Here is a 20,058-nt window from a genome sequence, read left to right as displayed (position 1 = left end):
ATGATCGTGTTCCCCGGCCTCGTGCCTTCACGTCATGGCCATGCCACGCGCGTTCAGCCGCACAACTCTGTTGAGAGTTGACGAGCCCGGGAACGATCCAGCCCACGTGCTCAGACGTCGTCGTACGCACGTGCTGCATCTCCACACTGATCCGGCCGCAACGGCCGGGCGTAGGCCGCGCCAGGGGCGCCGCCACCGACGAGGGGGAAGGGTCCTTCGTGACTGACACCATCGAGGCCGCCGTGAGCAAGAACTCCGACGGACCCAGCACCACGGGCGCGATCTCCGCACTGCGCCTGCCCCAGCTCCAGGCCCTCGCCTCCGAGCTCGGGGTCACCGGCACGTCGAAGATGCGCAAGAGCGATCTCGTCGAGGCCATCAAGGCCAAGCGCGCCGGCTCCGCGCCGAAGTCCGCGCCGAAGTCCGCGCCGCGTCGCGCCGAGCCCGCCGAGTCCGCCCCGGCCGTGCCCGAGGTGCGTATCGACGTCGAGAGCGTGCGGGCCCCGCGGGCCGTCGACTCCGCCGACGCCCCCGCCCGCCGCCCGGACATCGCCGCCGAGCTGCAGGCTGTCGAGCGCACCCTGGACCAGCGCATCGCCGCCGGCGAGACGCGGGACGATCGCGCCGCCCGCGCCGCAGACGCGGTGGGCTCCGTGACCGGCGAGCGTCGCTCCCGCCGCTCGGGCCGCGGCGCCGGCGCCCCGCGCGTCGAGGCCGCGGAGGTGTCCGTGGACGCCGCGCCGCACCACGAGCCCATCGAGCAGTCCGATGGCGGCCGCCAGCGCGGCGCCGAGCGCGCCGAGCAGGCCGGGCAGCACCGTGACGGCGGCCAGCGGCAGCAGCGCGACGGCCAGCAGCGTGACGGCCAGCAGCGTGACGGCCAGCGCGAGGGCCAGCGTGACGGCCAGCAGCGTGACGGCCAGCCGCGCGACGCCCAGAACCCGAACGGCGCCCAGCGCGACCACGGCCCGCACGACGACGACGAGCGCGGCGGCCGCCGTCGCCGCTCGCGTGACCGTTACCGCGACCGCGACCGCAACAAGGGCCGCACGCGTGGCGGCCGTGGCCCCGGCGGCGACCTCGCCGGCTACGAAGAGGTCGAGGTCAGCGCGGACGACGTGCTGCTTCCCGTCGCGGGCATCCTCGACATCCTCGACAGCTACGCGTTCGTGCGCACCAGCGGCTACCTGCCGGGCGCCAACGACGTGTACGTGTCGCTCGGCCAGGTGAAGAAGGCCGGCCTGCGCCGCGGTGACGCGATCACCGGCGCCGTCCGCCAGCCGCGTGAGGGCGACCCGCAGCCGCAGGGCAACAGCGCGCGCTCGAAGTTCAACGCGCTGGTCCGCCTGGACACCGTCAACGGCATGTCGCCCGAGGAGGCGCGCCAGCGCCCCGACTTCTCCAAGCTCACGCCGCTGTACCCGCAGGAGCGCCTGCGCCTCGAGCACGACCCGAGCCAGGTCACCCCGCGCGTCATCGACATCGTCGCGCCGATCGGCAAGGGCCAGCGTGGCCTCATCGTCTCGCCGCCGAAGGCCGGCAAGACGATCATCATGCAGCAGATCGCCAACGCCATCACGACCAACAACCCTGAGGTCCACCTCATGGTGGTGCTCGTGGACGAGCGGCCTGAAGAGGTCACCGACATGGAGCGGACGGTCAAGGGCGAGGTCATCGCCTCGACGTTCGACCGCCCCGCGTCCGACCACACGATCGTCGCCGAGCTCGCGATCGAGCGCGCCAAGCGCCTGGTCGAGCTGGGCCAGGACGTCGTCGTGCTGCTCGACTCGCTGACCCGCCTGTCGCGGGCCTACAACCTCGCGGCCCCCGCCTCGGGGCGCATCCTCTCGGGTGGTGTCGACGCCTCGGCGCTGTACCCGCCCAAGCGGTTCTTCGGCGCCGCGCGCAACATCGAGCACGGCGGGTCGCTCACGATCCTCGCCTCGGCGCTCGTGGAGACCGGGTCCAAGATGGACGAGGTCATCTTCGAGGAGTTCAAGGGCACCGGGAACATGGAGCTCCGGCTCACCCGCTCGCTCGCGGACAAGCGCATCTTCCCGGCGGTGGACGTCAACGCCTCGGGCACGCGCCGCGAGGAGATCCTCATGTCGCCGGACGAGCTCAAGATCGTCTGGAAGCTCCGCCGCGTCATGGGCGCCCTCGACCAGCAGCAGGCCATCGAGCTGCTGCTCGGCAAGCTGCGCGAGACCAAGTCGAACGTCGAGTTCCTGCTTCAGGTGCAGAAGACGACGCCCGGCATGGGCGGCCCGAACGACACGTGAGCTGAACCGTGAGCAGCACCCGGGAGCCTCGGCCCCCGGGTGCTGCCGCGTCTGGCGGCCAGCGCTCGCGCAGGCAGGGGGGAAGATTTCTGACCTCGGCCCAGTTCTGGCAGAATGACCCCTCGGTCTGCGGTTCACGGGGGCGCACATGCGCTTGCCGACCCGGAGGCATCCCAGTCAAGGAGAATCCCTGTGAAGTCTGACATCCACCCCGCGTACGTGGTCACGACCGTGACCTGCACGTGCGGCAACACGTTCACGACGCGCTCGACCGAGACGTCCGGCCAGATCCGCGCCGACGTGTGCAGCGCCTGCCACCCGTTCTACACGGGCAAGCAGAAGATCCTCGACACCGGCGGCCGCGTCGCCCGCTTCGAGGCGCGTTACGGCAAGAAGGCCAACTAGTCCTCCTGCGCCGGTGGGACAGTTCTCGTCACGACGAGTCCTGTCCCACCGGCGTTGTCGTGCCTGCCGACCGGTGGGCCCGAGGGCTGGACGGACACGAGGAGACCGGCGATGACTGAGCAGTTCGGGGCCGCTGAGACCCTTCTCGAGGAGCACGCGCAGATCGAGCGGCAGTTGGCCGACCCGGATGTGCACGCCGACGCGGGCCGCGCCCGGACGCTGGGCCGCAGGTACGCCGAGCTCGGCCAGGTCGTGGCCGCGTACAAGGCATGGCGGTCTGCCGCCGACGACTTGGCCGACGCCACCGAGCTCGCGGAGGTCGACGACGCGTTCGCCGCCGAGCTTCCCGAGCTGCAGGCCGCCGCCGACGCCGCCGCCGAGCGGCTGCGCCGCGTGCTCATCCCGCGCGACCCGGACGACGTCCGCGACGTGATCCTGGAGATCAAGGCGGGGGAGGGCGGCGAGGAGTCCGCGCTGTTCGCCGGCGACCTGCTGCGCATGTACTTGCGCTACGCGGAACGGCGCGGCTGGCGCACCGAGGTCATCGAGAGCACCGAGTCCGGCCTGGGCGGCTACAAGGACGTGCAGGTCGCCGTGAAGTCGCGCGGTGTCACCGACCCGGCGCAGGGCGTGTGGGCGAGCCTGAAGTACGAGGGCGGGGTGCACCGCGTGCAGCGTGTGCCCGTCACCGAGTCGCAGGGGCGCATCCACACCTCGGCGGCGGGCGTGCTGGTGCTGCCTGAGGCGGAGGACGCCGGCGAGGTCGCGATCGACCCGAACGACCTGCGCATCGACGTGTTCCGCTCGTCGGGCCCAGGCGGCCAGTCCGTGAACACCACCGACTCCGCGGTGCGGATCACGCATGTGCCCACGGGCATCGTCGTCTCGATGCAGAACGAGAAGTCGCAGCTGCAGAACCGCGAGCAGGCGATGCGGGTGCTGCGCGCCCGGCTGCTCGCCGCGCAGCAGGAGGAGGCGGCCGCCGCGGCCAGCGAGGCGCGCCGCTCGCAGGTGCGCACCGTGGACCGCTCCGAGCGGATCCGCACGTACAACTACCCCGAGAACCGTATCGCCGACCACCGCACCGGCTACAAGGCCTACAACCTCGACGCGGTGCTCGACGGCGACTTGGACCCTGTGGTCCGCTCGGCGATCGAGGCCGACGAGGCGGCGCGCCTCGAGGCCGCGGGGCACTGACGATGGAGCCACTGCCGGACGCGCTGCCCGACGCGCTGCGTGAGGCCGAGCGGCTGCTGGCCGCCGCGGGCGTGCCGAGCCCCCGGGTCGACGCCGAGCTGCTGGCCGCGCATCTGATGGGCCTGGAGGCCGGCCGGGCGATGAGCCGCGGCGAGGTGCAGTCCGCCGCCATCCTCGGCCGACGCGCACCGCAGGGCCTCGCGGAGCTGGTCACACGGCGGGCCGCGCGCGAGCCACTGCAGCACCTGGTCGGCACGGCGGCGTTCCGCGGGCTCGAGCTCGCTGTCGGGCCCGGGGTGTTCGTCCCGCGCCCGGAGACGGAGCAGGTGGCCGAGCACGCCGTCGCCGAGGCGCTGGCGCTGCTGGCCGGCGGTGACGGGGCCCGCGTCGTCGACCTGTGCACCGGCTCGGGCGCCATCGCGCTGGCCGTGGCCCATGAGGCGCCCGGCGCCGAGGTGCACGCCGTGGAGCTCGACGCCGCCGCGCACGCCTGGGCGGCCCGCAACGTGGCGGCCGTCGCGCCCGCAGTCCGGCTGCTGCGCGGCGACGCCCGGACGGCGCTGCGCGAGCTCGACGGCACGGTGGACGTCGTCGTCTCGAACCCGCCGTATGTGCCGCCGGGTGCGGTGCCGGTGGATCCCGAGGTCGCGGAGCACGACCCGGCGGTGGCCCTGTACGGGCTCGGCGCCGACGGCCTGGAGGTGCCGCGCGGGATCACCGCCGCGGCGGTGCGCCTGCTGCGTCCCGGCGGGCTGTTCGTCATGGAGCACGCCGAGGTGCAGGACGCCGCCGCCCGGGCCCTGGTCACCGCGACGGGCGCCTTCGACGACATCCGCACCGACGTGGACCTGACGGGCCGCGCGCGCATGGTCCTGGCCCGCAGACGCGCCGATGGCGGTGTGGAGGGGTCCGTCGGCGTGGGAGACTCGCAGCCGTGAGTCTGATCCGCATCAAGGACGCGACCGACCCCAGCACCTGGGGACCTGCCATCGACGAGGCAGTGCACACCATCTCGCGTGGCGAGCTCATCGTGATGCCCACCGACACCGTGTACGGCGTGGGCGCCGACGCTTTCACCCCCGAGGCCGTGCAGGCACTGCTCGACGCCAAGGGCCGCGGGCGGCAAGCGCCCCCACCGGTGCTCATCCCGGATGTGCGCACCCTCGACGGCCTCGCCACCGACATCCCCGACGGCGCCCGGAAGCTCGCCGAGGCGTTCTGGCCCGGCGGCCTGACCCTGATCCTCCGCGCGCAGCCCTCGCTGGCGTGGGACCTGGGCGAGACGCACGGCACCGTCGCGCTGCGCGTGCCCGATCACCCCGTCGCCCTGGCGGTGCTGCGCCGCACCGGGCCGCTCGCCGTCTCGAGCGCCAACCTGACCGGCCGCCCGGCGGCCGTCACCGTCCAGGAGGCGTACACGCAGCTCGGCTCCGTGGTGCCCGTCTTCCTCGACGGCGGGCAGGCGCCGGGGCAGGTCTCCTCGACGATCATCGACGCGACGGGCCCGACGCTGCGGATCGTCCGCGCGGGCGCGCTGAGCCTCGCGGAGCTGCGCGAGGTGGCCGACGTCGAGGACCCGTCTGAGGCCGCCCCCGACACCGCGGCCAGCGACGCCCCTGCCGCCGACGCCCCTGCCAACGACACCCCGCCGACTGACGCAGCAGCCACCGAGGCCGCCGACTCCGCGGAGGGTGAGCACGAGAGGTGAGGGCCTACCTCCTGGTGCTGATCGTCGCGGCGGCGGTGACGTACCTCATGACGCCGCTCGCCCGGTGGTGCGCGCTGCGCTGGGGGGCCATCACCGCGGTCCGCGACCGGGACGTGCACGCGATCCCGACCCCGCGCCTGGGCGGCTTGGCCATGCTCATCGGGCTGGTGGTGGCGTTCATGATGGCCAGCCGCCTGCCGTTCCTCTCTGACGTGTACGCCGACCCGGCGCCGCTGCTCGGCATCGTCGGCGGCGCGGCGCTCGTGTGCCTGCTCGGGGTCGCTGACGACATCTGGGACCTCGACTGGCTCACCAAGCTGATGGGCCAGATCCTCGCGGGCGGCATCGTCGCCTGGAGCGGCGTGCAGCTCTACCAGCTCCCCATCGCCGGGGTGATGGTCTACTCCGGGCGCACCACGTTCCTGCTGTCGGTGCTGACCGTCGTGGTCGCGATGAACGCGGTGAACTTCGTGGACGGCCTCGACGGGCTCGCGGCCGGCGTCATCGCCATCGGCGGCACGGCGTTCTTCCTCTACTCGTACCTGCTGACCGTCACGGCCGGCTCGATGGACTACTCGAGCCTGGCGACGCTGGTGATGGCGGTGCTGGTCGGCATCTGCCTGGGGTTCCTGCCGCACAACGTGTACCCCGCGCGGATCTTCATGGGGGACTCGGGCTCGATGCTGCTGGGCCTGGTCTTCGCGGCCGCCGCGATCCGGGTCACCGGCCAGATCGACCCGTCGGTGGTGTCCACCCGGCAGTTCTTCCCCGCCTTCCTGCCCATCCTGCTGCCCGTCGCGGTGCTGATGCTCCCGCTGCTCGACATGGGCCTGGCCATCGTCCGCCGGGTCGGCAAGGGCAACTCGCCGTTCCACCCGGACCGCATGCACCTGCACCACCGGCTGCTGGGCATCGGCCACTCGCACCGGCGCGCGGTGGGCATCATGTACATCTGGACGGCCGTCTTCGCCTTCGGAGGCGCCGCACTGGTGGTGGTGTCCACCACCGTGGCCCTGTGGGCGCTCGGCATCGGCGTCGTCATCGCCATCCTGCTCACCCTCGGCCCCCTGCGCGGCAAGCGTGCCGCGCCCGTCGTCTCGGAGGACCACGCGTGACCACCGCATCCCAGTCCCAGCCACTCACCCCGCGCAACGAGCGCACCGCGGCGGATGACGTCTTCCGCGCCGCGCTGCGCGGCATGCTCGTCCTGCTCGGCCTCGTCACGGTGCTGGGCGTCGGCATCGGAGCCCTCGTCGCCGGCACGCCCGGCGTGTGGGGCGCGCTGATCGGGGTCGCGCTGGTGCTCGTGTTCTCCGGCACCACGGTCCTGTCGATGCTGCGCACGTCGGGGTCCAGCCCGGCGACCATGGCCGCCGTGGTGATGGGCGCCTGGCTCGGCAAGATCGTCGTGGTGATCGTCGTCCTGGCGATCCTGCGGGACATGGACTTCTACAGCCGGGGCGTCCTGGCCATCGTCGTGGCGGTCGGCGTGATCGGCTCTGCGCTGCTCGACTACCGCGCCGTGGCCAACGGGCGGGTGCCCTACGTGGAGCCCGTCTCGCAGCAAGACGGACGTTCAGACAACAGTCAGGCATAGGTTAGGCTTCAACCATCCATGACGGCCTGGTGCCGACGGCGTGCCCGCATCGACGCGGTTGGCCGGCACCGTCGAGCAACGGGAGCGCGCCCTGTCCAACGTAGCGACGATTCTCCGCCTCGCCTCGGGTGAGGGCGACAGCGGTTTCCACGCGCCCTCGATCGTGGACTTCTTCCCCGCCCCGATCTTCTTCGAGGGCACGATCTTCGAGTTCAACCGCCTGCAGCTGGTGCGGGTCGTGGCGGCGCTGGCGCTCATCATCATCTTCATGGTCGCGGCCCGCCGCGCGAAGGTGGTTCCGGGTCGATTCCAGAACGCCATCGAGTTCATCCTGAACTTCGTCAAGGTCAACGTCGCCGAGGACATTCTCGGCAAGGAGAAGGCGCCGAAGTACACGGCGCTCCTCACGACGATCTTCTGCGCGATCCTCGCGTTCAACCTCACCGGCGTGATCCCCGGGCTGAATATCGCCGGGACGTCGCTGATCGGCCTGCCGATCGTGCTGGCGCTGTGGGTGTACGTCATGTACCTCGGCGCTGGCGTCAAGGCGCACGGCGTGGGCGGGTTCCTCAAGAACAGCCTGTTCCCGCCCGGCGTCCCCCCTTTCCTGTACGTGCTGCTGACGCCCGTCGAGTTCCTGACGGTGTTCGTCCTGCGGCCCGCGACCCTGGCCATCCGACTCATGGCCAACATGGTCGCCGGGCACCTGATGCTCGTGCTGTGCTTCTCGGCCACGCAGTACTTCATCTTCGAGGCCGCGCCCGCGATGAAGGCGTTCGGCGCCCTCACCCTCGTGGGAGGGTTTGCCATCACGCTGTTCGAGCTCTTCGTCGCAGCGCTGCAGGCCTACATCTTCGTCATCCTCGCGGCTGTGTACATCAGCCTGTCGATCGAGGACGAGCACTGATCTCTCGCTGACCCGCCGGGGATCCGGGCGATCCCCACCACTGAATGAGCGCCTGGCCGTCCGGCCGGGGGCCCAACGGAAGGAACGAGCAACCGTGGCACTTGCGGAAACCACCACCGTCCTCGCCGAGCTGCAGGGCAACATCGCGACCGTCGGCTACGGCCTCGCGGTGCTCGGCCCGGGCATCGGCCTCGGCATCCTCATCGGCAAGACCGTCGAGGGCATCGCGCGCCAGCCTGAGGTCGCCGGCCAGCTGCGCACCACCATGTTCATCGGCATCGGCTTCGTCGAGGTCCTCGGTCTGCTCGGCCTCATCACCGGGTTCCTGTTCTGATGTCTGTCGCGGCACTGTCCGCGGCTGCCCTGACGGCCGCGGAGACGACGGGGGAGCCGGAGGGCATCGAGCTCCTGCTTCCTGCGCCTTACGACATCCTGTGGTCGACGGTCGTCCTTGTTGTCCTCGCGCTCGCGTTCTACAAGTACGTGCTGCCGAAGTTCAACGCGGTGCTCGACGAGCGCACGGCCAAGATCGAGGGCGGGCTCGCCCAGGCGGAGACCGCCCAGGCCGAGGCTGACGCGATGCGGGCCGAGCGCGAGCAGGAGCTGCAGAACGCTCGGGCCGACGCCGCGCGCATCCGCGAGGAGGCACGCGCCGAGGGAGGCCAGATCGTGGCCGAGGCTCGGGCGAAGGGCGACGACGAGGCCGCACGCCTGGTCGAGACCGCGCACAAGCAGATCGAGGCGGAGCGCCAGCAGGCGTCCGTGTCGCTGCGGGCCGACGTCGGCTCGCTGGCGACCCAGCTCGCGTCGAAGATCGTCGGCGAGTCGCTCGAGGACGAGGCGCGCCGGTCGCGCGTCGTCGACCGCTTCCTCGACGAACTCGAGGCCAGCACCACGGCGAACGCCGGTAAGGGGAACTGATGCGCGGGACGAGTCAGGTGTCGCTGGACGCCGCGGAGGCCCGGTTCGAGCCGGTGCTGCGCGCGGCTGGCGCCCAGGCGTCGACGTTGGGCGAGCAACTGTTCGCCCTGGTGGACGCGCTGGACTCATCCGGCTCGCTCCGGCGGACCTTGGCCGACCCGTCGATCGACGGCGACGCCAAGGCCCGGCTGGTCGGCCAGCTCCTCGCTGACGCCGACCCGCGCGCCGTCGAGGCCGTCGAGGGCCTCGTGCGCTCGCGATGGTCAGCCGACGCCGACCTGGCCGAGGCGATCGAGCACCTGGCCTTTCACGCGGTCCTCGCCTCGGCGCAGGCCGAACCCGGCGGGCTCGAGCGCGTCGAGCAGGAGCTGTTCACGCTCGGCAAGGCGCTCGCCGGGCAGCGTGAGCTGCGCCGGGCGCTCTTCGACGAGAAGATCGGCGCCGCCGCCCGCGGGGCCGTGGTCGACGAGCTGCTCTCCGGCCAGGCCGCCCCGGCCACCGAGATCCTGGCACGGCGGGCTGCGACTGCCCCCCGCGGCAGGCGCTACGTGGCCACGCTGCACCACCTGTCTGACCTCATCGCCGACCGCCGCAACCGCCAGGTCGCCACGGTCACCACGGCGACAGGGCTCAGCGAGGCCCAGCGCCAGCGCCTGACCCAGATCCTGGAGCAGGCGTACGGGCACGCGATGCAGCTCAACGTGATCGAGGACCCGCACGTCATCGGGGGCCTCCGGGTGCAGGTGGGTCCCGAGGTCGTCGACGCGACGGTCCTGTCCCGCCTTGCCGATGCCCGACGACGACTTGCCAGCTGACGCCCGCGTCCGTTCGACGCGCCGTCCCGAGAACGTGTTCGACCGCACCCACCGTGCAGTCATGACAGGAGAAGAGCAATGGCTGAGCTGACGATCCGGCCGGAGGACATCCGGTCCGCTCTGGACAGCTTCGTGAAGTCCTACGAGCCGAGCGGCGCCGTGACCGAAGAGGTCGGGCGCGTCACGCTGGCGGGCGACGGCATCGCGCAGGTCTCCGGCCTGCCCGGCGCGATGGCGAACGAGCTGCTGCGGTTCGAGGACGGCACGCTCGGCCTGGCGCTCAGCCTCGACGTCCGGGAGATCGGCGTCGTCGTGCTCGGCGAGTTCACCGGCATCGAGGAGGGCCAGGAGGTCCGCCGCACCGGCGAGGTGCTCTCGGTGCCCGTCGGCGACGGCTACCTCGGCCGCGTGGTCGACCCGCTCGGCCAGCCCATCGACGGACTGGGCGAGCTCGTGACGGAGGGACGCCGCGCGCTGGAGCTGCAGGCACCCGGCGTCATGGACCGCAAGAGCGTCCACGAGCCGCTGCAGACCGGCCTCAAGGCCATCGACGCGATGATCCCGATCGGCCGTGGCCAGCGCCAGCTCATCATCGGCGACCGCCAGACCGGCAAGACGGCGATCGCTGTCGACACGATCATCAACCAGAAGGCCAACTGGGAGACGGGCGACCCGACCAAGCAGGTCCGCTGCATCTACGTCGCCATCGGCCAGAAGGGCTCGACGATCGCCGCAGTGCGCAGCGCGCTCGAGGAGTCCGGCGCGCTCGAGTACACGACCATCGTCGCGGCCCCCGCCTCCGACCCGGCCGGCTTCAAGTACCTGGCGCCCTACACCGGCTCGGCCATCGGCCAGCACTGGATGTACGGCGGCAAGCACGTCCTCATCGTCTTCGACGACCTGTCCAAGCAGGCCGAGGCCTACCGTGCCGTGTCGCTGCTGCTGCGCCGCCCGCCGGGCCGCGAGGCGTACCCCGGTGACGTCTTCTACCTGCACTCCCGTCTGCTCGAGCGTTGTGCCAAGCTCTCGGACGAGTTGGGCGGCGGCTCGATGACCGGCCTGCCGGTCATCGAGACCAAGGCGAATGACGTCTCGGCGTACATCCCGACGAACGTCATCTCCATCACCGACGGCCAGATCTTCCTCCAGTCGGACCTGTTCAACGCCGACCAGCGCCCCGCCGTCGACGTCGGCATCTCGGTGTCGCGTGTCGGTGGCGCGGCCCAGGTCAAGGCCATGAAGAAGGTCTCCGGCACGCTGAAGATCGACCTCGCGCAGTTCCGGTCGCTCGAGGCCTTCGCGATGTTCGCCTCCGACCTGGACGCGGCCTCCCGCGGCCAGCTCACCCGTGGCGCGCGCCTCATGGAGCTGCTCAAGCAGGGCCAGTACAGCCCGTACCCGGTCGAGGACCAGGTCGCGTCGATCTGGGCCGGCACCAAGGGCAAGCTCGACGACGTCCCGCTGGAGGATGTGCGCCGGTTCGAGAGCGAGCTGCTCGACAGCCTGCGCCGCAACACGGACGTGCTGAGCACCATCGCCGCCACCGGCAAGCTCGAGGACGACGTGGAGAAGGCGCTGGCCGTGGCCGTCGACGAGTTCCGCGCCGGCTTCCTCAAGGGTGACGGCACCCCGCTCATCGGGGGCGAGGCGGCTGACGAGGCCGCTCCCGTCGAGCAGGAGCAGATCGTCCGACAGAAGAAGGGCTGAGAGTGGCCGGCAGCCAGCGGGTCTACCGGCAGCGGATCCGGTCGACGCAGTCGCTGAAGAAGATCTTCCGGGCGATGGAGCTCATCGCGGCGTCCCGCATCGGGCGTGCGCGTGAGCGCGTGACGGCGGCGACGCCGTACTCGCGGGCCATCACGCGCGCCGTGTCGGCGCTCGCGACGCACTCCACGGTGTCGCACCCGCTGCTCCGGGACCGCACGGACACCAACCGCGTCGCGGTGCTCGTGATCACCTCGGACCGCGGCATGGCGGGCGCCTACTCGGCGAGCGTCATCCGCGAGACCGAGCGCGTCGTCGAGCGGCTCGAGGCGGCGGGCAAGGAGGTCGTGCTGTTCGCGACCGGGCGCCGCGCGGTGTCCTACTACACGTTCCGCGGGCGCGAGCTCGGCGGCTCGTGGGTGGGCAACTCGGACGCCCCGACCGCCGAGATCGCCGACGACATCGCGAACACGCTGCTCAGCGCGTTCGAGGCCGAGGCGGACGAGGGCGGCGTCGGCGAGTTGCACGTCGTCTACACCCAGTTCGTCAACATGGTCACGCAGCGCCCCCGGGTCATCCGCATGCTGCCCCTCGAGGTCGTCGAGGGCGTGGCGGAGGCCGGCGCCAACGAGGTGCTGCCGCTCTACGACTTCGAGCCCAGCCCTGAAGAGGTGCTGGACGCGCTGCTGCCGCGGTACGTGCGCAGCCGGATCTACAGCTGCCTGCTCCAGGCTGCTGCGTCAGAGCTGGCCTCTCGACAGCGGGCGATGCACACCGCGACCGAGAACGCCGAAGATCTCATCCGCATGTACACGAGGCTGGCCAACCAGGCGCGCCAGGCCGAGATCACCCAGGAGATCAGCGAGATCGTGTCGGGCGCCGACGCACTCGCCTCCTGAACAGACTGCACCACCATTCCCACGCCGGAGCACGCTCCGGTCGAGCGAAGCGAGGCCAGACATGACCGCCACCACCGTCGACGCCACGGCGACCGACTCCGGCGCGCCCGGAGTGGGCAGGGTCGCCCGCGTGATCGGCCCCGTCGTGGACATCGAGTTCCCGTCGGACCAGATCCCCGAGATGTACAACGCCCTCACGGTCGACATCGACCTCTCCGCCCAGGGCGAGGGCGAGGGCGCGTTCACCATGACGCTCGAGGTCGCCCAGCACCTCGGTGACTCGCTGGTGCGGGCCATCGCCCTCAAGCCGACCGACGGCCTGGTGCGCGGCGCCCTGGTCACCGACACCGGCGCGCCGATCAGCGTGCCCGTCGGCGACATCACCAAGGGCCACGTGTTCAACGTGACCGGTGAGGTGCTGAACCTGGCCGAGGGTGAGAAGTTCGAGGTCACCGAGCGCTGGCCCATCCACCGCAAGCCCCCGGCCTTCGACCAGCTCGAGTCGAAGACGCAGATGTTCGAGACCGGCATCAAGGTCATCGACCTGCTCACGCCGTACGTGCTCGGCGGGAAGATCGGCCTCTTCGGCGGTGCGGGCGTCGGCAAGACGGTCCTCATCCAGGAGATGATCCAGCGCGTCGCGCAGGACCACGGCGGTGTCTCCGTGTTCGCCGGCGTCGGCGAGCGCACCCGTGAGGGCAACGACCTCATCGTCGAGATGGAGGAGGCGGGCGTCTTCGACAAGACCGCCCTCGTCTTCGGCCAGATGGACGAGCCGCCGGGCACGCGTCTGCGCGTGGCCCTGTCCGCCCTGACGATGGCGGAGTACTTCCGCGACGTGCAGAAGCAGGACGTGCTGCTCTTCATCGACAACATCTTCCGCTTCACGCAGGCGGGCTCCGAGGTGTCGACGCTGCTCGGCCGCATGCCGTCCGCGGTCGGCTACCAGCCGAACCTCGCCGACGAGATGGGCATGCTGCAGGAGCGCATCACCTCCACGCGTGGGCACTCGATCACGTCGCTGCAGGCCATCTACGTGCCCGCCGACGACTACACCGACCCGGCGCCGGCGACGACGTTCGCGCACCTCGACGCGACGACCGAGCTCAGCCGTGACATCGCCTCGCGCGGCCTCTACCCGGCCGTCGACCCGCTGGCCTCCACCAGCCGCATCCTCGACCCGCGCTACGTGGGCCAGGCGCACTACGACACGGCGACCCGCGTGAAGTCGATCCTGCAGCGCAACAAGGAGCTCCAGGACATCATCGCGATCCTCGGCGTGGACGAGCTCTCCGAGGAGGACAAGACGGTCGTGGCGCGTGCGCGCCGCATCGAGCAGTTCCTCTCGCAGAACACGTACATGGCCGAGAAGTTCACGGGTGTCGTGGGCTCGACGGTGCCGGTCTCCGAGACCGTCGAGGCGTTCTCGAAGATCGCGGACGGCGAGTTCGACCACGTCGCCGAGCAGGCCTTCTTCAACATCGGCGGCCTCGAGGACCTCGAGCGCAACTGGGCGCGGATCCAGAAGGAGTACGGCGTCTGACGACGTCGCGTTCCCCCGTCCCCCCACCTGTGAAGGAGTGAGCGTGGCAGAGCTCGAGGTCGACATCGTCGCCCCCGACGGCAAGATCTGGTCGGGTATGGCGCAGCAGGTCAGTGCGCCTGCCGCCGACGGCGAGGTCGGGATCCGTGTCGGGCACACACCGCTCCTCGCCGTGCTGCGGCGCGGAGAGCTGCGGGTCGCGGGCGCCGGCGGCGCCCCGAAGCGCTGGATCGTCGAGGGCGGCTTCCTCTCCGTCGACGCCGACCAGGTGACGGTCGTCGTCGACTCCGTCGAGCAGGTCTCGGGCGGCGCCCCCGCCCCGACCTCGCACTGACGGCGGGCGAGGATGGGGCTGTGGCTTGGCCTGATCCTCGGCGGGCTGCTGCTCGCCGCGTTCATCGCGGCCGCTGTGTGGACGTCCCGGATGCGGACGTTGTCCGGGCGGGTCGGGTCCTTCGAGTGCGGCTGCCGCACGAGTGAGGACCCGCCCGCCGGCTGGAAGGCCGGGATCGGGCAGTACGGCGCCGAGCGGCTCTACTGGTGGCGTTCCTGGTCGCTCGCGTTGCGCCCCTCGCGGTACTGGTCGCGCACCGCGCTGGTGATCGTCTCGCGGGAGCCGATGGAGGAGCCCGGACGGGTGCTCGTCACCTGCCGGGCGGGGGACGAGCTGTTCGAGTTGACGATGTCACGAGAGGCCTACGCGGGCCTCACCTCATGGATCGAAGCGGCTCCGGCCGCAGTGGGCAGGGTGATCTGAGTTGCGACTCGTCGTCGCACGTTGTGCCGCGCGGTATAGCGGCCGACTGAACGCGCATCTGCCGGAGGCGACGCGGCTGTTGGTGGTCAAGGCCGACGGCAGTGTGCTGCTGCACTCCGACGGCGGCTCGTACAAGCCGTTGAACTGGATGAGCCCGCCGTGCGTCCTCGCGGAGCGCGAGGTGGACGACGCCGCGCGCGAGCGGGGTGTGACGCAGGTGTGGCACGTGCAGCACACCAAGAGCGACGACCGGCTGGAGATCGAGCTGTTCGAGGTGCTGCACGACTCGGCGCACGATCTGGGCGTCGACCCCGGCCTGGTCAAGGACGGCGTCGAGGCGCACCTGCAGGAGATGCTCGCCGCGCAGATCGACCTGATCGGCGCCGGCCTGACCTTGGTGCGACGCGAGTTCCCGACGGCCATTGGGCCCGTGGACATCCTGGCGCGCGACGCCAGCGGCGGCACTGTGGCCGTCGAGATCAAGCGGCGCGGGGACATCGACGGCGTGGAGCAGCTCACCCGGTACCTCGAGCTGCTGAACCGCGACCCGCTGATCGCCCCGGTGCGCGGGGTGTTCGCCGCGCAGGAGATCAAGCCGCAGGCGCGCGTGCTCGCGCAGGATCGCGGGATCGGCTGCCTCGTCCTCGACTACGACGCGATGCGCGGGGTCGACGACGTGGACTCGCGTCTCTTCTGACCTCTTGCGCGTTTGATGGCGCCTGATCGGCCGGTTGACGGACAGCCATGGGCCTGGCGCGGCAAGATGGCCCGATGAGCACTCCCCACGGTCCCGGCCCCGTGACAGCCCTGCCTGCGGCGGCGTTGCCGGTGGTGGTCGAGCGCGGGCAGGTGGTCACTCCCAGCGGTGTGATCGCCGACGGCGCCGTGGTGATCGAGGGGGAGCGGATCGCCTGGGTGGGCGACGCCGCAGAGGCGCCCGCGCGCTGGGCTGACGCTGTCGCGGCGACGGCCGCCGAGCCCGGTGCGAGCGTCCTGCCGGGGCTCGTGGACCTGCACAACCACGGGGGCGGGGGCGCCGGGTTCCCCGACGTCAGCACTGTGGACGAGGCGCGCGTCGCTGCGCGGGAGCATCTGCGGCACGGCACCACGAGCGTCGTCGCGTCGCTGGTCACGGCCCCGCGCGAGGCGCTGCTCGCCCGTGCCGCCCTGCTGGCGGACCTGGTGGACGAGGGCGAGATCGTCGGCATCCACCTGGAGGGCCCCTTCCTCTCGGAACGGAGGTGCGGCGCGCAGGACCCGGGCGCGATGATCCCCGGGGACGCGGCGCTGGTCCGCGAGGTGGCGGCGGCCGCCCGCGGCGCGCTGGTGACGATGACCGTGGCGCCCGAGGTGGCGGGGGTGGTGGACGGCGGTGACGACGTGGTGGCGGCGTTGACGCGGGCCGGGGCGCTGCCGTCCATCGGGCACACCGACGCGAGCGCTGAGCAGGTCGACGCGGGTGTGGCACGGGCCGTGGGGTTGCTCGCGGCGGAGCCACGGGCCCGCTCCGCGCGGCCGACGGCGACGCACCTGTTCAACGGGATGCGCCCGCCGCATCATCGGGACGCGGGCCCAGTGGCCGCCTGCCTTGCCGCGGCGGCGCGGGGGGAGCTCGTGGTCGAGCTCGTCGCGGACGGCGTCCACCTGGACGCGGCCACGGTGCGCGCGGTGTTCGACCTCGTGGGCCCGGGAGCCATCGCGCTGGTGACCGACGCCATGGCGGCCACGGGCATGCCGGATGGCGACTATGTGCTCGGCTCGCTGGCGGTGAGCGTGCGGGGAGGCGTCGCGCGGCTGACGTCGCCTGAGGGCGCGGACGCTGGCTCCGACGGGGGCGGGGCGATCGCCGGCGGCACCGCTCACCTGCTCGACGTGGTGCGCGCGACGGTGCGCGGCGGTGTGCGGCTCGTCGACGCGGTGCGCGCCGCCGCGACGACCCCCGCCGAAGTGCTCGGACGGCCGGACCTGGGAGCCCTGGAGGCCGGGCGGCGAGCCGATGTGCTGGTGGTGGACGAGGCCCTGCGCGCGGTGCGGGTGCGGCGCGCAGGGCGGGTGGCTCAGGGCGTCGGCGACAGCTCGCCCGCGCGGACGGGCCCCGTGAGCACGACCCGCACGTCCACCACCTTCCCGGCCAGCGTGTCCCAGCCCGCCGTGAGCGGCTCTGCTGTCACGGGCACGTCCGACCAGTCGTAGCGGCCGCCTCCGGCTGGAGCCTCGGCCGTGCCGACGGGCTGCCAGGCGGCGTCGTCGTGGGCGGCGGACAGGCCAGCGGCGTCGATGCTCTCGCGCACCTCGACGCGGGCTTGTGCGGCGCCCGGCCCGGTGCGGGCGAGTGTCACCCGCAAGCCACGTGCTCCCTGCGCGTCCATTGACCGCAACAGCACCCAGCCGCTGCGGCGGCCCGGTGCGGGCTGCACCGCGTCGCCGGCGTCCAGGGTGCGCTCGGCGAGGGCAGTCCCCTCCTGCTCGTCGTAGTCGGCAAGGCGGAGGACGGCGCCGAGCGCCGCGCGGGGCGGCACGGGCTGCCCGGCCACGCGCAGCTCGGCGCGCAGCGGCCGTGCGGCGCTCGACGGGCCTGCGTGCAGTTCGTGGCGGCCGGGCTCGACGACGTGCCGGCCGCTGCTGACATCCCACGTCGAGAGCTGCTCGATCCGCACTGTGAGGACCACATCGCGGGTCTCGCCGGGTGCGAGCGACGCCCGGGAGTGGGCCACGAGCCGTCGGCGGGGGACGGGCAGGCGGTGGCCGGGTGACGCGGCGTACACCTGGACGAGCTCGTCCACGGGCCTCTCACCGCGATTCGCGACGGTGACCGTCACGCGGACCACGTCGTCCGGGTCCACGTCGGCGGTGTCGAGGGCGAGGGCGGTGTACTCCACCTCGGTGTAGGAGAGCCCGTGGCCGAAGGCGTACTGGGCCGGGTGTTCGGCGTACCAATAGGTCGACTTGGCCTCGATCACGTCGTAGTCGAGCAGGTCGCCCACGTGGGACTCGTCGGCGGGCCAGCCCTGCGCGAGCCTGCCGCTGGGCTCGACGTCGCCCACCAGCACGTCGACGAGCCCGTTCCCGAGCTCCTGGCCCGCATGCGAGGTCCACACCACGGCGGCGGCCTGGTCGGCGAGGCCGCCGAGCGCGTAGGGGTAGGACGACACGACGGTGAGCACAGCCCTCGGGTTGGCCTCGCGCGCGGCGCGCCACAACTCGGCCTGCTCGTCGGGGAGGCGCAGGTGGGGACGGTCCTCGGTCTCCCGGCCGAGCAGGTGGGGGTCGTTGCCGACGGCGACCAGCACGACGTCCGCGGCGGCGGACACCTCGGCGACGTGCGTGTGCCCGTGGCGCACGGTGCGCAGCGTGAACCGCTCGGCGTCGGCGAGCTCGGCGGCGTCCGCGGCGAGCAGTCCCTGGCCGTGCTGCACGCGGAGCCACCGCCCGCTGCCCAGGTGCCGCAGCGACCAGGCGCCGTCGTCGTGGCGGTGCAGGCGGAAGCTCTCCTGCGCGACCCAGCCGCCCACCCGCTCGGCGTCGGCGCGGATCACCCAGCCGACACCCGACCAGAGCAGCCCGGTGGCCACCGAGCGCAGCGTGACGATGCCCTCGCCCCAGGCGGTGACGTCGATCTGCGCCTCGGGGCCGGCGTCGGGCCCGTCGGCGAGGAGGACGCCATCGACGCCGGGGCGCAGGTACCCGCCGGTGCTGGTGGAGCGCAGCGCGACGCGGTCGGCGCCGTCGGCGGTGCGCACGGCGCCGGGCAGCCGCGCGTCGAGCGCGCTGGCGATGCCCGTCAGGTAGGGCGGCGTCCCCGAGTACCAGTCGTGCAGCACGCGGTCGGCATGCGGCCCGACCACGGCGATCCGCTGGTCCGGGCCCAGGGGCAGCACGCCGTCGTTGGCGAGGAGCACGACGGACCGGGCCACGGCCTCGCGGGCCAGGGCGCGGTGCTCGGGCAGGTCGATCTGGTCGGCGCTGATGCCGGCGTAGGGGTCCAGCCCAGGGTCCAGCTCGCCGGTGGCGAGGCGCAGCTCGAGGTGGCGGAGCGCGGCCTGGTCGATGTCCGCCTCGGTGATCAGCCCGCGCTCGAGCGCGGCGGCGATCCGGGTGGTGGTGGGCCGCGCGTCGGCGTCGTTGTCGGTGAAGGAGTCGATGCCGGCGCGCAGCATCGCGGCGTGCCCGGTGACGTGGTCGGGGTAGTACCGCTCGAAGGTGACCAGGTTCCCGGGGGCGGCGGCGTCGGAGACGACCAGCAGCGATTCGGGCGTCCAACTCCGCAGCTCGTCGAGCAGTTCGCGGGCGACGTGGTTGGGCCTCCCGTTGACGAGGTTGTACGACGGCATGACGGCGCCGATGACACCCGCCTCGAGGGGGCCGCGGTAGGCGGGCAGCTCGTACTCGCGGAGCACGCGGGGCCGCAGCCGGGAGCTCGTCAGGGCGCGGTCGGTCTCGTTGTTATAGGCGAGGAAGTGCTTGAGGGTGGGGACTGTGCGCCAGAACACGGGGTGGTCGCCGCGCAGCCCGCGGGCGTAGGCGGTGGCCAGCTCGGCGGTGAGGTGTGGGTCCTCGGAGTAGCCCTCCTCGTTGCGCCCCCAGCGCGGGTGGCGCAGGGGGTTCACCACCGGGGCCCAGGCGTTGAGGCTCACGGCGGGGTCGGCGGCGTGCTTGGCGCGCAGCTCGACGCCCACCACCTCGCCGATCCGGGTGAGCAGCTCGGCGGACCAGGACGCCGCGAGGCCGACGGGCTGCGGGAACACCGTCGCGGTCCCGAGCCAGGCCACGCCGTGCAGCGCCTCGGCGCCCGTGTGGAAGGCGTTCAACCCCAGCCGCTCGATGGCGGGGGCGTGCTGGTGCAGCAGTGCGGTCTTCTCGTCGAGGGTGAGCTCGGCGAGCAGCGCGCGGGCGCGTGCGGCGCGTGCGGCACGGATGGCCGCGGGGTCGGTGGGGGAGTCGGCCGCCAGGCGGGGCTGCTCGGGCTGGACGTCGTCGTCGGCCACGCTGATCCTCGGCTTCGGTGTGCTGATGGTCGGATGTCGCGGCTGGCAGCAGGGAGACGTCTGATCGAACCGTTTCGACGATGGGACCTGCTGGCAGCCTCCGCACACCGTACGCGAACTCGCCCCTTTCGGACGGTTGAAAGGGAGCAACCACCGGGAAGATGACAACTTGGTCACGGCGGCGCCGGGGTATTGCGGGACCGATAGGGCTGCCCTAGAGTCGGTGCGTCGAACCGCTTCGATGTGTTTCGTCGAAGCGTTCATCCGAGCCACCCGGTCGTCTGATCACTGCTGATCGGCTCCGGAGCACCACGCCGGCGTGCCCCCGCGCACGGCGG

Annotated in this window: 18 protein-coding genes and 1 pseudogene; 18 read left to right on the top strand and 1 reads right to left on the bottom strand. The window is 72.2% G+C overall.

Translation table 11 applies throughout. From position 1 onward, the window contains the following. Positions 1–218: 218 nt before the first annotated feature. From rho to QUV83_RS16370, 18 genes are all read left to right on the top strand, one after another. Positions 219–2,282: a transcription termination factor Rho gene (gene rho, locus QUV83_RS16455; RefSeq protein ID WP_289566008.1), complete on the top strand. Its 2,064-nt coding sequence runs from the start codon at positions 219–221 to the stop codon at positions 2,280–2,282. Positions 2,283–2,474: 192 nt separating this feature from the next. Beyond that, on the top strand, positions 2,475–2,687 hold the full coding sequence (gene rpmE, locus QUV83_RS16450; protein ID WP_289566007.1) for a 50S ribosomal protein L31: 213 nt from the start codon (positions 2,475–2,477) through the stop codon (positions 2,685–2,687). Between the two features lie 111 nt (positions 2,688–2,798). Continuing rightward, positions 2,799–3,884, top strand: a complete 1,086-nt coding sequence (gene prfA, locus QUV83_RS16445) for a peptide chain release factor 1 (RefSeq protein WP_289566006.1) — start codon at positions 2,799–2,801, stop codon at positions 3,882–3,884. 2 nt (positions 3,885–3,886) lie between these two features. After that, positions 3,887–4,822, top strand: a complete 936-nt coding sequence (gene prmC / locus QUV83_RS16440) for a peptide chain release factor N(5)-glutamine methyltransferase (protein ID WP_289566005.1) — start codon at positions 3,887–3,889, stop codon at positions 4,820–4,822. Then, positions 4,819–5,592, top strand: a complete 774-nt coding sequence (locus QUV83_RS16435; RefSeq protein WP_289566004.1) for an L-threonylcarbamoyladenylate synthase — start codon at positions 4,819–4,821, stop codon at positions 5,590–5,592. Before prmC ends, QUV83_RS16435 begins: the two co-directional genes overlap by 4 nt. Next, complete coding sequence (locus QUV83_RS16430) at positions 5,589–6,707, top strand: MraY family glycosyltransferase (RefSeq protein ID WP_289566003.1); 1,119 nt, start codon at positions 5,589–5,591, stop codon at positions 6,705–6,707. Before QUV83_RS16435 ends, QUV83_RS16430 begins: the two co-directional genes overlap by 4 nt. After that, positions 6,704–7,189 (top strand): hypothetical protein, encoded by a 486-nt coding sequence (locus tag QUV83_RS16425; RefSeq protein ID WP_289566002.1) that lies wholly within the window; start codon positions 6,704–6,706, stop codon positions 7,187–7,189. The genes QUV83_RS16430 and QUV83_RS16425 overlap by 4 nt, the downstream gene beginning before the upstream one ends. Before the next feature lie 91 nt (positions 7,190–7,280). After that, positions 7,281–8,096 carry a F0F1 ATP synthase subunit A gene (gene atpB, locus QUV83_RS16420; protein ID WP_289566018.1) on the top strand — a complete coding sequence of 272 codons (816 nt, stop codon included), beginning with the start codon at positions 7,281–7,283 and terminating at the stop codon, positions 8,094–8,096. Positions 8,097–8,190: 94 nt separating this feature from the next. Beyond that, a complete protein-coding gene (gene atpE / locus QUV83_RS16415) occupies positions 8,191–8,430 on the top strand; it encodes an ATP synthase F0 subunit C (protein WP_066584573.1) in 240 nt (79 codons plus the stop codon). Next, positions 8,430–9,017, top strand: a complete 588-nt coding sequence (locus tag QUV83_RS16410; RefSeq protein WP_289566001.1) for a F0F1 ATP synthase subunit B — start codon at positions 8,430–8,432, stop codon at positions 9,015–9,017. Before atpE ends, QUV83_RS16410 begins: the two co-directional genes overlap by 1 nt. Next, entirely contained in the window at positions 9,017–9,832 is an 816-nt protein-coding gene (locus QUV83_RS16405; protein ID WP_289566000.1) for a F0F1 ATP synthase subunit delta, read from the top strand. Before QUV83_RS16410 ends, QUV83_RS16405 begins: the two co-directional genes overlap by 1 nt. A gap of 78 nt (positions 9,833–9,910) precedes the next feature. Beyond that, on the top strand, positions 9,911–11,539 hold the full coding sequence (gene atpA / locus QUV83_RS16400; RefSeq protein ID WP_289565999.1) for a F0F1 ATP synthase subunit alpha: 1,629 nt from the start codon (positions 9,911–9,913) through the stop codon (positions 11,537–11,539). A gap of 2 nt (positions 11,540–11,541) precedes the next feature. Continuing rightward, positions 11,542–12,435, top strand: coding sequence for a F0F1 ATP synthase subunit gamma (locus tag QUV83_RS16395; protein WP_289565998.1), 894 nt, complete (start codon positions 11,542–11,544; stop codon positions 12,433–12,435). Between the two features lie 61 nt (positions 12,436–12,496). Further along, positions 12,497–13,978, top strand: a complete 1,482-nt coding sequence (gene atpD, locus QUV83_RS16390) for a F0F1 ATP synthase subunit beta (protein ID WP_289565997.1) — start codon at positions 12,497–12,499, stop codon at positions 13,976–13,978. Positions 13,979–14,021: 43 nt separating this feature from the next. Further along, positions 14,022–14,312: a F0F1 ATP synthase subunit epsilon gene (locus tag QUV83_RS16385; RefSeq protein WP_289565996.1), complete on the top strand. Its 291-nt coding sequence runs from the start codon at positions 14,022–14,024 to the stop codon at positions 14,310–14,312. Positions 14,313–14,324: 12 nt separating this feature from the next. Continuing rightward, on the top strand, positions 14,325–14,735 hold the full coding sequence (locus QUV83_RS16380) for a DUF2550 domain-containing protein (RefSeq protein ID WP_289565995.1): 411 nt from the start codon (positions 14,325–14,327) through the stop codon (positions 14,733–14,735). A 1-nt stretch (position 14,736) separates the two neighbouring features. Further along, positions 14,737–15,432 (top strand): endonuclease NucS, encoded by a 696-nt coding sequence (gene nucS / locus QUV83_RS16375; protein ID WP_289565994.1) that lies wholly within the window; start codon positions 14,737–14,739, stop codon positions 15,430–15,432. 74 nt (positions 15,433–15,506) lie between these two features. Next, positions 15,507–16,928, top strand: coding sequence for an N-acetylglucosamine-6-phosphate deacetylase (locus tag QUV83_RS16370; protein WP_354003957.1), 1,422 nt, complete (start codon positions 15,507–15,509; stop codon positions 16,926–16,928). A 383-nt stretch (positions 16,929–17,311) separates the two neighbouring features. Here QUV83_RS16370 and QUV83_RS16365 read toward each other — a convergent pair. Beyond that, positions 17,312–19,984 (bottom strand): annotated as a pseudogene (locus tag QUV83_RS16365) (beta-glucosidase family protein); the annotation flags it as partial. Between the last annotated feature and the right edge of the window lie 74 nt (positions 19,985–20,058).

The organism is Cellulomonas cellasea (assembly GCF_030372105.1).
GTDB lineage: Bacteria > Actinomycetota > Actinomycetes > Actinomycetales > Cellulomonadaceae > Cellulomonas_A > Cellulomonas_A cellasea_A.
This window is presented reverse-complemented; position numbering and strand designations above follow the sequence as displayed.